General features: G+C 68.0%; 12 protein-coding genes and 2 tRNA genes. 3 read left to right on the top strand and 11 right to left on the bottom strand.

The genetic code is table 11. From position 1 onward, the window contains the following. Window positions 1–28 precede the first annotated feature (28 nt). From lpxK to AC5P8R_RS08420, 7 genes are read right to left on the bottom strand one after another with little or no spacing between them, the layout of a single operon-like run. On the bottom strand, window positions 29–1,048 hold the full coding sequence (gene lpxK / locus AC5P8R_RS08450; RefSeq protein WP_032960871.1) for a tetraacyldisaccharide 4'-kinase: 1,020 nt from the start codon (window positions 1,046–1,048) through the stop codon (window positions 29–31). Beyond that, window positions 1,048–2,796, bottom strand: a complete 1,749-nt coding sequence (gene msbA / locus AC5P8R_RS08445; protein WP_014646606.1) for a lipid A export permease/ATP-binding protein MsbA — start codon at window positions 2,794–2,796, stop codon at window positions 1,048–1,050. Before msbA ends, lpxK begins: the two co-directional genes overlap by 1 nt. Beyond that, window positions 2,793–3,215 (bottom strand): ExbD/TolR family protein, encoded by a 423-nt coding sequence (locus AC5P8R_RS08440; protein WP_134808688.1) that lies wholly within the window; start codon window positions 3,213–3,215, stop codon window positions 2,793–2,795. Before AC5P8R_RS08440 ends, msbA begins: the two co-directional genes overlap by 4 nt. A 3-nt stretch (window positions 3,216–3,218) precedes the next feature. After that, on the bottom strand, window positions 3,219–3,881 hold the full coding sequence (locus AC5P8R_RS08435) for a MotA/TolQ/ExbB proton channel family protein (RefSeq protein ID WP_014646605.1): 663 nt from the start codon (window positions 3,879–3,881) through the stop codon (window positions 3,219–3,221). A gap of 3 nt (window positions 3,882–3,884) precedes the next feature. Beyond that, window positions 3,885–6,284: a DNA internalization-related competence protein ComEC/Rec2 gene (locus tag AC5P8R_RS08430; RefSeq protein WP_111205957.1), complete on the bottom strand. Its 2,400-nt coding sequence runs from the start codon at window positions 6,282–6,284 to the stop codon at window positions 3,885–3,887. A gap of 59 nt (window positions 6,285–6,343) precedes the next feature. Further along, entirely contained in the window at window positions 6,344–7,687 is a 1,344-nt protein-coding gene (locus AC5P8R_RS08425) for a sensor histidine kinase (protein WP_142234488.1), read from the bottom strand. Between the two features lies 1 nt (window position 7,688). After that, window positions 7,689–8,360 (bottom strand): response regulator transcription factor, encoded by a 672-nt coding sequence (locus tag AC5P8R_RS08420; protein WP_005415973.1) that lies wholly within the window; start codon window positions 8,358–8,360, stop codon window positions 7,689–7,691. 145 nt (window positions 8,361–8,505) lie between these two features. On the opposite strand from AC5P8R_RS08420, the gene AC5P8R_RS08415 reads away from it, so the two are divergent. Continuing rightward, window positions 8,506–9,273 (top strand): MipA/OmpV family protein, encoded by a 768-nt coding sequence (locus AC5P8R_RS08415; RefSeq protein WP_197621242.1) that lies wholly within the window; start codon window positions 8,506–8,508, stop codon window positions 9,271–9,273. 29 nt (window positions 9,274–9,302) lie between these two features. Then, window positions 9,303–9,587: a hypothetical protein gene (locus AC5P8R_RS08410; RefSeq protein ID WP_014646601.1), complete on the top strand. Its 285-nt coding sequence runs from the start codon at window positions 9,303–9,305 to the stop codon at window positions 9,585–9,587. 87 nt (window positions 9,588–9,674) lie between these two features. On the opposite strand, the gene AC5P8R_RS08405 is transcribed toward AC5P8R_RS08410, so the two are convergent. Beyond that, a complete protein-coding gene (locus AC5P8R_RS08405) occupies window positions 9,675–9,815 on the bottom strand; it encodes a hypothetical protein (RefSeq protein WP_162838510.1) in 141 nt (46 codons plus the stop codon). Between the two features lie 182 nt (window positions 9,816–9,997). Between AC5P8R_RS08405 and AC5P8R_RS08400 the strand changes: the two genes are divergently transcribed. Further along, entirely contained in the window at window positions 9,998–10,300 is a 303-nt protein-coding gene (locus AC5P8R_RS08400) for a hypothetical protein (RefSeq protein ID WP_046429817.1), read from the top strand. Window positions 10,301–10,432: 132 nt separating this feature from the next. Here the strand turns inward: AC5P8R_RS08400 and AC5P8R_RS08395 are convergent. From AC5P8R_RS08395 to uvrB, 3 genes are all read right to left on the bottom strand, one after another. After that, window positions 10,433–10,507, bottom strand: a tRNA-Val gene (locus tag AC5P8R_RS08395). Between the two features lie 98 nt (window positions 10,508–10,605). Continuing rightward, a tRNA-Val gene (locus AC5P8R_RS08390) sits at window positions 10,606–10,680 on the bottom strand. A 106-nt stretch (window positions 10,681–10,786) separates the two neighbouring features. Next, the gene (uvrB, locus tag AC5P8R_RS08385; protein WP_014646599.1) at window positions 10,787–12,811 is read right to left on the bottom strand and encodes an excinuclease ABC subunit UvrB; all 2,025 of its coding nucleotides are present in this window, start codon (window positions 12,809–12,811) and stop codon (window positions 10,787–10,789) included. Window positions 12,812–12,910 lie beyond the last annotated feature (99 nt).

Genomic DNA, 12,910 nt, shown 5'->3' with positions numbered 1-12,910 from the left:
CGCGTGAATGCAAGCGCCGCCGCACCACTCAGTTCGGCCGCAGCTTGTCCAGGCGATCGGTCAGCGCCACCCAGAACGCCGCGGGCAGCTCGGCGCGCAACGGAACCGCGTAGTGCCAGTCGTTGCCGAACGCACGGCATTTCACCGCGTCCTTCTCGGTCATCAATACCGGCAGCTGGCTGCCGAAGGACAGGTCCTGCGGCTGGTAGGCCTGGTGGTCGGCGAACGCATGCGGCACCACGCCGATCCCGCGCGCGCGCAACATGTCGAAGAAGCGCTGGGGATGGGCAATGCCGGCCACCGCATGCACGCGCTGGCCCTTGAAGTACGCCAGCGGGCGAGCGCGACCACCGGCCAGCGGCTGTGCACTGTCGATGTGCAGCGCCATCGGCCACTGGCCGAAGCCACAGGCCTGCGCTGCGGTTTCCTCATCGGCCTGGCCGAGGTTGACCACCCGGAAATCGCATTCGCTGGCGCGGCTGACGGGCTCGCGCAACGGCCCGGCCGGAATCATCCGGCCATTGCCGTAGCGACGCTGCGCATCGACCACTTCGATCTCGATGTCGCGCGCCAGGCGGTAGTGCTGCAGGCCATCGTCGCAGACGATCACATCGCAGCCGGCCTCGATCAGCGCCTTGCCGGCGGCGACACGGTCGCGGTCCACGCGCACCGGCACACCGGTCTTCCAGGCGATCAGCACCGGCTCGTCACCGCCCTTGGCAGTTGGCGTATCGGCCTGCACCCACAGCGGCTTGTCGGCGTCTTCGCGACCATAACCACGGCTGGCCACGCCCGGCTTCCAGCCGGCCGCGCGCAGGCGCTCGACCAGGGCAATGGTCAGCGGCGTCTTGCCGGTACCACCGGCGGTGATGTTGCCGACCACGATGACCGGCACCGGCAGCGAGTGGCGCTTGCGCCAGCCACGCCGATAGGCGCGCCGGCGCAGCGCGGTGACACCTGCGTACAGCGGCGCCAGCAGGCGCATCGTCCACGGAACGGGGCTGCCGTCGTACCAGTACGCCGGGGTCTGGGTACCCTTGCCGGCCATCAGTCCTGCCTTTCGCGGAACTGCATGCTGTGCAGATGCTGGTAAAGGCCGCCCAGTTCGAGCAGCTCCTTGTGGGTGCCACGTTCAACGATGCGGCCATGGTCCATCACCAGCACCTGGTCGGCATGCTCGATGGTCGACAGGCGGTGCGCGATGACCAGCGTGGTGCGTTCCGGCATCAGGCGCTGCAGCGCATCCTGCACCAGGCGCTCGGATTCGTTGTCCAGCGCCGCAGTGGCTTCGTCGAGGATCAGGATCGGCGCGTCGCGCAGGATCGCGCGGGCAATCGCCAGGCGCTGGCGCTGGCCACCGGACAGCAGCGCGCCATTCTCGCCGACCGGGGTCTGCAGCTGCTGCGGCATGCGTGCGATGAACTCCCAGGCATTGGCCGCTTCGGCCGCCGCACGGATCTGCTCATCGGTCGCCTCCATGCCGTAGGCGATGTTGGCCGCGATGGTGTCATCGAACAGCATCACCTTCTGCCCGACGATCGCCACCTGCCGGCGCAGGTCGGCCAGCGGATAGTCATCCAGGGCCACGCCATCGAGGGTGATGACGCCGCCACTGGGCTCGTAGAAGCGCGGAACCAGCCGGATCAGGCTGGTCTTGCCGCTGCCGGAACGGCCGACGATGGCCGTCACCGTGCCCGGCCTGGCAACGAAACTGATGTCGTCCAGGGCAATGCCGCTGTCTTCGCGGTAGCGCAGCATGACGTGGTCGAACGCCAGTTCGCCGCGCACGCGCTGCACTCGGTGCTGGCCCTCATCACGCTCCACCGGCATGTCGAGGATGCCGAACAGGCGCTCGGCGGCGGAGACGCCGCGCGAAATCGAGGTCTGTACGCTGGTCAGTCGGCGCAGCGAGGGAATGATGGCCATCATCGAGGTCATCAGGCCCATGAACTGGCCGGCATTGAGGCGGCCGGCCAGGGCTTCGCGGGTCGACACCCAGACAATCACCGCCAGCGCCAGTGCGGCCAGGAACTGCACCACGCTGGACGCGGCGGCGCGGGTGACCTCGACCTTCATGTTCAGCGCCAGCATGCGGTTGGCCAGGCGCGAGTAGCGCGAGATCTCATGCTGCTGGGTGCCGTGCACCTTCACTTCCTGCTGCGCGGCCAGCGACTGCTCGGCAGTCTGCGCCATCGTGCCCATGCCGTCCTGGATGCCGCGGCTGATGCGACGGTAGCGCTTGCCCACGTAGGACACGATGCCGCCGATCAGCGGCACCACCAGCAGCATCGCCAGGGTCACCTTGACGCTCATCTGCAGCATCACCGCCAGCATCGCGATGATGGTGAGGGTATCGGCGACCACGGTCTTCAGCGCGTCGGCACTGGCCTGGGTGACCTGTTCCGTATCGAAGTTGAGGCGGCTGACCATTACCGGCGTCGCTTCGGTATCGAAGTGCGACGACGGCAGGTGCAGGTACTTCTGCAGCACCTGCTCACGCAGGTCGCGGACCACACTGCGGCCGGTCTTGGCCAGCGTGTAGTCGCTGACCCAGGTGGCCAGGCTGCGCATCAGGAACAGGCCGAGGATGGTCAGCGGCAGCACCACGGCCGCGCGCGGCTGCGGATCGACGAAACCTTCGTTGACCAGCGGCTCCATCAGCTTGGTGAAGTGATAGCCGGCGAGGGCTTCGACCACCATGGCGATGACCGCGCCCACCATGAACACCCAGTAGGTGCGGGTGTAGCCCAGCAGACGTTTGTAGATCGGCCACACCGGCGCGTGATGGGAACTCATGGACGCACCTCTGGCGCAGTTGCAATGGCGATACGACGGAAACCGAGCTGACCGAGCGCGTCCTGCGCAGTCACCACGGCCTGGTAGGGAGTACGCGCGTCGGCGCGCAGCAGCACGGGCTGGCTGCGATCACTGCCGGCGACGGCGGCGATGGTCTGCTTGACGGACTCGACATCGCTGCGCAGCACTTCCTGGTCATTGATGAAATAACGGCCTTCGGCGTTGATCAGCACGCTGAGCGAACGCGGCGGCTCGTTGTTGGGCTGCTGGCTGGCGGTGGGCAGCTGCACCTGCAACGTCGAGCGCGCATCGAAGGTGGTGGTGACCACGAAGAAGATGATCAGCACCAGGATGACGTCGATCAGCGGGACCAGATCGATATGCGGCTCATCCTGGGCTCGGTCATTGCCGATACGCATCGATCAGGCCTTCGCCGCAGCGGCGTTGGCCGGGCGCGCCGATGGGGACGGGTTCATCACCCCCGGGCGGCCGTCGAGCGTATCCAGCAGGGCGCTGGCTTCCTGTTCCATCTCCACCACGTAGCCGTGGATGCGGCCCTTGAAGTAGCGATGGAACATCAGTGCCGGGATGGCCACGATCATGCCGGTGGCGGTGCACACCAGGGCCTTGCCGATGCCACCGGCCAGCTGGTTCACATCACCCACGCCATGGTCGAGGATGCCCAGGAACATCTGGATCATGCCGATCACGGTGCCGAGCAGGCCCAGCAGCGGGCCGGCCGAAGCGATGGTGCCCAGCGCGTTGAGGAACCGCTCCATGCGGTGCACCAGGTGGCGGCCGGTATCCTCGATGCGCTCGCGGATCTGGTCGCGCGGGCGGTTGCGGGCTTCCAGCGCGGCCGCCAGCAGCGCGCCCAACGGCGAGTTGGCACGCAGGGTCTGCAGGTGCGCCGGGTCAAGCTTGCCGCGCGCGGCCCAGTTGCGCACTTCCTGGCCGAGACCGGGCGGCAGCACCTCCGTTCGCCGCAGGGACCAGAAACGCTCCAGGATGATCGCCAAAGCCAGTACGCCCAACAGCAGCAGCGGCACCATCGGCCAGCCACCGGCCTTGACCAGTTCCCACACGTTTCAACCCTCCGGCCCAACGGCCGCTTGTTCGATCGGCGATAGGATAGCAGCCGACCGCGCCCGCCCAGCGGCATCCCACCACCGGGATGCATGGATGCGCTGTTCACGCAGCTGCAGCCCTTGTGCGCCAAGCCATACGCGGATCGCCCCGGACTCCGCAGTGGACACCACCTCGGCGCCCTGTCCCTGCCAGCGCCGGACCACGTCCTGGCGCGGGTGGCCGAAACGGTTCTGGTGGCCGGCGGAGACCAGTGCCAGCCGGGCTGACACCGCCGCCACCCAGGGCGCGCTGGAACTGCCGCCGCTGCCATGGTGCGGCACCAGCACCACATCCGCCTTCAGCGCCGCCGCAGACGCCCGCAACAGCGCCTGTTCGGCCGGACGGCCGATGTCCCCCGGCAACAGGACCACGCCATGGGCACCGGCCACGCGCAGCACGCAGCTGTCTTCGTTTTCGGCCCGCTGGCTGCCGGCATCCGGGTGCAGCACCTGGAAATCGACGCCATCCCAGTGCCAGCGCAGGCCGCGCTGGCAACGGCCGGCCCCGGCGATCGTACTTCCCGGCGGCGCCAGCAATGGCAGCCCCGGCAGCTGAAGACGCAGGCTCGGCAGGTTGCCGGCATGATCGAGATCGTCGTGGCTGAGCAGCACCCGCTCGGGCGGCGCCTGGCCCAGGGCCCGCAGTGACGGAACCAGGACCCGCTCGCTGCCCTCGCCCCCGTTCGGCGGCCCCACGTCGTACCAGAGGGCATGCCGCGCAGTACGCAGCAACACCGCCGTGCCCTGGCCGACGTCATGCACCAGCAGCTCCAGCTCCCCCTCGGCCGGGCGCTCACGCGCCGGCCACAGCAGCGGCAGGCACAGCAGCAGGCCAGCCAGCCAGCCCCCGGCCCCCCGTGGCAGCAGCCACCAGAACACCCCCAGCAGCGCCGCCGGCACCGCCCAGGCCGGCGCCTCGGCCAGCCACCACATCGCCTGCGGGTGCGCCGCCAGTGGCTGCAGGGCCTGCCAGCTGATCTCGAACAGCCACGCCGCCGCGCGCCACGCCCAGCGCCCAGCGCCGTCGTGCAGCGCCTGCAGGGCGGTGCCCAGCAGCGACAGGGGCACCACCAGCAATGTCCACCACGGGATGACCGGCAGGTTCACCAGCGGCCCCAGCCAGGCGGTGCCACCGAACAAGGCGATGCCCAGCGGCAACAGGCCGACGCTGGCCACCCCTTGTGCGGCCAGGAACCCGCGCAGGTTGGCGGCCACCCCGCGCGGACGTCCCTGCGGCAAGCACCACACCAGCCACAGTACGCCGCCGAAGCTGAGCCAGAAGCCCGCTGACAGCACCGACAGGGGCGCCGGCAGCAGCAGCGCCAGCGCCGCCAGCGCAAGCCCCTGCACGAGACCGAGCGGGCGCCGCCCGCTGCGCGCCAGGGCCACCAGCCCGATCATCAGTGCCGTGCGCACGGTCGGCAACTCACCACCGGCCAGCACCGCATAGCCCGCTGCGGACAGCGCCGCGGCGCAGGCCGCCGCCTGTGGACGTGGCCAATGCCGGGCCAGCAGGGGGCACAGCCACCACAGCCCTCGGCACAGCAACGCCCCCAGCCCCGCCACCACCCCGACATGAAATCCGGAAATGGCCACCAGATGGGTCAGCCCCAGCGCCCGCAGCTGATCCCAATCGGTGTCGGACAGGCCACGCGTGTCGCCCAGGGCGAGCGCCTGCACGAAACGGGCGGCCGGATGGGCCACTTGCAGCGCGATGGCGGCGCTGGTGCGCTCACGCCATGCCGGCAGGCCATGTCCGGCCTGCAGCTCACGCGCGCTGGCCGGCGCCCTCACCGTTCCAGTGCCGGCTACGCCACGCAGCAGCGCATGACGCTCACTGTCAAAACCCCCGGGATTGATCCGCGAGCGAGGGGCCCGCACACGCAGCGCCAGCTGCCACTGCGCACCGGCCAGGACCTGCCTGCGCCGCCCCTCGGCAGCGGCGCTGGACCTGCCTTGCCAGCCGTCGTTCCAGGTGACCTGCAGGCGCTTGCCGCGCAGCGATGGCAGTTCGCGGCTCTCGCTGACCTGCAGCAGGAAGCGGGTGTGCGCGGCCCGATGATCCGGCAGATCGATGACCCGGCCACTGACCACTACATCCCGAGCCGGTTGGCCCGGTGGCAGCTGGTCCTGCATTGCCCAGTGCCCGTGCATCGACGTCCATCCGGCACCGAGCAGCATGACCGCCGGCAGGCGCCCCCGCCATCGCAGGCCCCACCCGGCCATGCCAAGCACGATCATCACCGTGCAGACCCACAGCGGCGGCAGCTGCGACAGCTGCACGCAGCCCAACGCCCCCAGTGTGAGCGCCCCAGCGGTGCCACTGCCCAGCAAGGGAGACGGGGAGCGCTCGATGGCCATGAGGCCAGCCTGCCGCTGCCGGCGGCAGGTTGCCTATCGGGACTTGCCCCGCAAACGCGTCAGCGCCGCGCGCTGCCGCGATGGAAATTGACCCGGAAGCTTGCGCCGCCGCCCGCGGCCTCACCGACACTGACCGAGCCGCCATGGTGCTGCACGATCTCCTTCACCAGGTGCAGGCCAAGGCCACTGCCGCTGCCCGCCGCGCGCAGGCGATGGAACGGCTCGAAGATCGCCTCGCGGTCGCCTACTGGAATGCCCGCGCCCTGGTCGCTGACTTCCAGCAACCCGCGCGTGTCCAACCGCACACAGATGGTGCCACGGCCACCACCATGCACGATCGCGTTGTGTACCAGATTGGCAATCACCCGCCCCAGCGCCAGGCTGTCACCGTGGATCCACACCGGCGCTTCCGGCGCGTCCACTTCGAATCCATAGCCGGCGCCCACCACCAACGGCGCCAGGTCCGCGGCTGCCTCACGCACCAGCAGGGCCAGGTCCAGCCGCTGCAATGCGCCGACATTGCGGTCAAGCCGCTGCAGATCAAGCAGGTGCTCGGCAACATTGCCCAGCCGCGCCACGTCGGTCAGCAACTGCGATTTCAGCTCGCCCTGCGGCAGCTGCGACAGGCGCGCCTGCACCACGGCGATCGGCACGCGCAGCTCGTGCGCTGCGTCGGCAAGGAACTTGTCGCGCGCGGCGTAGCCCTGCTGCACCTTGTCGATGGCATCGTTGAACGCTTCCACCAGCGGCGCCACTTCCGTGGAGACCAGCCGCGCATCCAGCCGCGCACCGGGCTGGCCGATGTCCAGCTCCTTGGCCTGCTGCGCGGAACGGCGCACACCGCGCATGGCACGGTGGATCACGGTCGGCATCACCAGCAGGGTGACCACGATCAGTGGCAGGAAGAACCACAGGCCGATCAGGCGCAGCACCATCAGCGCACCGTCCAGCAGCCCGCCCTTGGGTGCTCCACCGACCATCACGGTGATGCGGCGCCCATCCTCGTTGCGAATCATCACCCGCGCCACGTCCAGGTAGGGCGGTACCAGCGAACCCAGCTCGGTGGCACCCACGGTCGGCAGCCGCGCGAGCATCGGCGCGTGGATCGCGGGGATGATGCCGCGCTCCAGCCACATGCCCTTGTCGTCCACCGCGGCGAACCAGAGATTTCCCCCGGCGTTGGCATCGAGCTTGTCCCAGCGCGCCTGGTCCAGCACCAGGCGGCCGTCTTCGCTGTGCACCGCCTTGGCCACCGCCTCGGCAACGAACATGTCCATGCCCCAGGAGTCCTTGTCACCCCAGGTCAGGATCAGCGCGACCACCGCGAACAGTACGGTGAAGGCCTGCGCCAGGAACAGGCGCCAGGCCAGGCCAAGGGTGATCGAACGGATCGGACGGGCCATCTCAGGCCTCCGCCAGCAGGTAGCCGACGCCCCGTATCACGTGGATCTCGACGCCGGCACCGGCCTGCTGCAGTGCCTTGCGCAGCTTGGAGATGTGCGCGTCGAGCGCATTGGACTGGATCTCATCGTCGAAACCGTACACCGCAGCCTCCAACGCACTGCGGGTGACCGTGCGCCCCTGCCGCATCGCCAATGCCTGCAGCACCAGTACCTGCCGACGTGGCAGCGCCAGAGGCTGGCCCTCCACCTGCGCCTGCAGCGATTCGAAATCGAACTCGAGCCGCCCCAGCCGCAGGCTCGGTGTCACCATCGCCGAAGGCCTGCGCGATACCGCGCGGATGCGCGCCATCAGTTCCTCGATCGCCACCGGCTTGACCAGATAGTCATCGGCACCGACGTCCAGGCCTTCGACCTTGTCCGACAGCGTGCCCTTGGCGGTCAGCATGATCACCGCCAGGTTCGGCCGCAGCGCACGCGCCGTCGCGACGAATCCGGCGCCATCGCCATCGGGCAGCTGGCGATCGAGCAGCAGCAGCTGGTGCACCGGTTCGCGCAACGCGAGCGCGGCCTCGGCCAGGCTGCCGACCACGTCGGCGACCACGCCCTGCCGCTCCAGGCCCGATTGCAGGGCGCGGGACAGATCAGGATCGTCTTCGACCAGGAGGATGCGCATCAGGAACTCGTCTGCCGGAAACGCTGCCGATCATAGTGCCTGGCGCCAGGGTTTTGCGCCCATGCGTGCCGATCACGCGGGCGCAATGTTCTGACAATGTTGCCCCCTCACCATGCGCAGCCATCCTCCGCAACGTGGCTGATCGATGCCGTCGCTGTCCCCGACCCTGCTGCGCCCGCTGCTGTTCACCGCTGCCCTCGGCGTGCCGTTGCTCGCCCACGCTGCCGAGCAGAACCCGGGCGTACAGGCCGGCATCAGCGCTGGCGCGACCTCCGGTGCGTACGCGCACTACGACGTCAAACCGCTGGTGGTACCGGCCATTGCCTGGCAGGGCGAGCGCTTCTTCGCCAGCCCCGGCTCGCTGGGCATGTACCTCTACAAGGGCCAGGGACTGCGCCTGTCGGCGGCGGTCACGCCCTACACGCTGCGCTTCAAGACCGACGACGTGAACGATGCTCAGCTGCGCCGCCTGCACAGCCGGCAGATGTCGGCCATGGCCGGCATCAACGGCGAGTACAGCGCCGACTGGGGCATGGTCGAGGCCAGCGTGATGCGCGAAGTGACCGGCCATGGCGGCGGTTTCGAGTCGCGCCTGCATTACAGCTACCCGATCCAGGCGGGTCGCTTCACCTGGGTGCCGCGGGCGGGCGTGGTGCACTCCAGTGCACGGCTGCTCGACTACTACTACGGCATCAGCGATGAAGAAGCCCTGCGCTCGGGCCTTGCCGCCTACCGCCCCGGCAGCACCACGTCGCCGAGCCTGCAGATCACGGTCAGCACGCCACTGGGCACCAAATGGCGCGCCACCGGCGTGGTGGCCAACCAGTGGTTCGGTGATGCAGTGAAGGACAGCCCGATGGCACGACGTGGCACGCAGACGTCGGCCTTCGTTTCCCTGATGCGCTCGTTCTGAGCGAGCGCCCCCTACGGACAAGGACCCCCATGGCCTCCGTCTCCTCCGCCACCGAAGCCCACGCGATCCTGCGCGCGCCCGACCTGGACAGCGCCGAGCGCGTCTATCTGGGACTGATGCCCGACCTCGAACATGTGAATGCACTGGCACGCCGTGCAGTGGGCCTGTCACGCGTTGCCGACGCGGCACGCGGCTATGCGTTGTCGATGACCCTGGTTGGACTGCGCCTGCAGGAACTGGAGATGGGCGAGCCGACGGCCAGGGAACACCGCCAGGCAACCCTGCGCAGCCTGCGCCAGGCCTTCAGCGCCTGACGGCACATGCACGGACACTGCCGCCGCACCCTTGCCGCGGCACCCGTATTCACTGCATCAGCAGCCAAGCCCACGCGGTAGCGTCGCTCAGCGCAGCGTGGTCCACGCCAGCAGCGCGCACAGGATCGCCACCCAGATCACTGCCTTGAACGTGCCTTCCAGCATGTTGCCGCCGAACAGGCGTTCCAGGAACGGATTGGGCCTGGACACCGGGACGTGATCGCTCATGCGGCAGCTCGTTGAAGTGACGGCGCGGTTGCGCGGTAGCGCCGAGTCTACGCCTGCGCGTCCCGGATTCATCGCCGCCTGCCCGCCTTTGGCGGCGCAATCCCCGTCTTCGTCGCAGGCCGGCTGCGGTGCCCGGCCGGCCATGCCAGCCTGCACGCACTTTCCCGCTGGAGCACCGTGCCATGCCGATGCTTGCCCTGGTCCTGCTGTTCTCCAGCCTGTTCGGCGACGGCAGCGGGCCCACCGAGGATGCCCTGCGCAGCCAGATCCTGCGCACCGAAGGACCGCAGGACACGCATGAAGCGCTGCCCCTGCAGCTCTATCACCTGCGCCAGGACCGCGTGCTGCGCCTGGGCAGCCAGCAACTGGCAGGCGACCATGGCGGCAGCCCGCATGCTGCGCTGGCCCGGGCAGGTGTAGCGCAGCTGTGGGAACGCGTCGATGGCCACTGGCGGATCCAGCGTTCGATCACCATCACCCACTGATTTCACGCCACTGAACCTGCAGGAATGTGGCTTCGCGGGAACGCCGGGGTCCTGCCCCTGGAAAGAAAAAAAGCCGGCCCCAGGGCCGGCTTTCATCGTTTCCACCGCTTCACCGGCAACGCCGGGAACAGGTGGTGGGCGGTACAGGGTTCGAACCTGTGACCCCTACCATGTCAAGGTAGTGCTCTACCGCTGAGCTAACCGCCCATCTTGTTCTTGCCGCCCGAAGGCTGGCCTTGTTACGTAAAAACCCGGCGCCAGGGCCGGGCTTTGCAGTTCACGAGAGCCCTTTTGCGAGGACTTCGTGGTGGGCGGTACAGGGTTCGAACCTGTGACCCCTACCATGTCAAGGTAGTGCTCTACCGCTGAGCTAACCGCCCGTTTTGCTTCTGCATTTCCGCGATTGCGTCGGTGCAGGCCGCGTATATTACGGATGCCGGCAGGGAAGCGCAACACTTTTGTGAAGATGATGCTGCACTGCCGCGTTCAGCCCAGGCTGGCTTCCTTCAGCTGGCGGATCTGGTCACGCACGCGCGCGGCATCCTCGAATTCCAGATCCTTGGCGTGCTGGTACATCTGCTGTTCCAGCGCCTTGAGACGGACAGCCAGCTGCGCCGGCGACAGCGAACGATAGTCGGTCGCCTCTTCGGCCACGCCCGCCCGGCCCTTGCCCTTGCCCTTCTTGGCTTCCTTCTCCGCGGCATCCGAACGCGCGCCCTCGAGGACGTCGACGATCGGGCGCGCCACCGAACGCGGCACGATGCCATGTTCTTCGTTGTACTCGACCTGCTTGGCGCGGCGGCGGTCGGTTTCATCGATCGCCGCCTGCATCGAACGGGTGATCCGGTCGGCATACAGGATCGCCTTGCCGCGCACGTTGCGGGCGGCGCGGCCGATGGTCTGGATCAGCGAGCCGGTGGAGCGCAGGAAACCCTCCTTGTCGGCATCGAGGATCGCCACCAGCGATACCTCGGGCATGTCCAGGCCTTCGCGCAGCAGGTTGATGCCGACCAGCACGTCGAACTTGCCCAGGCGCAGGTCGCGGATGATCTCCACACGCTCGACCGTGTCCACGTCCGAGTGCAGGTAACGCACGCGGATGCCATGCTCGGTGAGGTATTCAGTGAGGTTTTCAGCCATGCGCTTGGTCAGCGTGGTGACCAGCACGCGGTCGCCCGCCTTGATGCGCGCGTTGGCCTCGCTCATCAGGTCGTCGACCTGGGTACCCACCGGCCGGATCTCCACCACCGGGTCGATCAGGCCGGTCGGCCGCACCACCAGTTCGGTGATCTCGTCTCCGGCCTCGCGGTATTCATACGGACCCGGCGTGGCCGACACGTAGATGCTGCGCGGGCAACGCTCCTCCCATTCCTCGAAACGCAGCGGACGATTGTCCAGCGCGGACGGCAGGCGGAAGCCGAACTCGACCAGGGTTTCCTTGCGCGAGCGATCGCCCTTGAACATGGCGCCGATCTGCGGAATGGTCACATGCGATTCGTCGATGACCAGCAGCGCATCGGCCGGCAGGTAGTCGAACAGGGTCGGCGGCGGCTCGCCGGCGGCCTTGCCGGTCAGGTGCCGGGAGTAGTTCTCGATGCCGTTGCAGTAACCGACCTCGGCCATCATCTCCAGGTCGAACTGGGTGCGCTGCGCCAAACGCTGCGCCTCCACCAGCTTGTTCTGCGCGTACAGCTGCTCCAGCCGCTCCTTCAGCTCCACCTTGATCGTCTCGATCGCCGCCAGCACGCGTTCGCGCGTGGTCGCATAGTGGGTCTTCGGATACACGGTGAAGCGCTGCATGTTGCGCAGCGTCTCGCCGGTCAGCGGATCGAACAGGGTGATCTTCTCGACCTCGCCATCGAACAGCTCGAGGCGCAGCGCTTCACTGTCCGACTCGGCCGGGAACACGTCGATCACTTCACCGCGCACGCGGAAGGTGCCGCGCTGCAGTTCGTACTCATTGCGCGTGTACTGCAGCTGGGTCAGGTGGTTGATCAGGTCGCGCTGGTCGATGCGCTCGCCCTTGGACAGGATCAGGCGCAGCGACAGGTAGTCTTCCGGCGCGCCCAGGCCATAGATCGCCGACACCGTCGCCACCACGATCGCGTCCGGGCGCGACAGCAGGGTCTTGGTCGCGGCCAGCCGCATCTGCTCGATATGTTCATTGATCGAACTGTCCTTCTCGATGAAGGTGTCCGACGACGGCACATAGGCTTCCGGCTGGTAGTAGTCGTAATAGCTGACGAAATACTCCACCGCGTTGTGCGGGAAGAACGCCTTGAATTCGCCATACAGCTGCGCCGCCAGCGTCTTGTTCGGCGCCATGATCAGCGTCGGCTTCTGAATGTTCTGGATGACGTTGGCGATGGTGTAGGTCTTGCCCGAGCCGGTCACGCCCAGCAGGGTCTGCTTGGCGATGCCGGCCTCGAAGTTGCTGGTCAGCTTCGCGATGGCATCGGGCTGGTCGCCCGCCGGCGAATACGGCGAGACAAGTTCAAAACTGTCGCTCATGGTGTTGCCAGTTCCCGGGAAGGATGAGTATACGGGGCGAGGGGTGACGGCTGGCTGAGGAGTGGCCGGGCAGCCCGCCACGGGGATTCCCGATGGCGG

It is taken from the genome of Stenotrophomonas sp. YJH_SMC_73 (assembly GCF_059370155.1).
The sequence above is the reverse complement of the archived record's forward strand: the minus strand, read 5'-3'. Positions and strand labels throughout refer to the sequence as shown.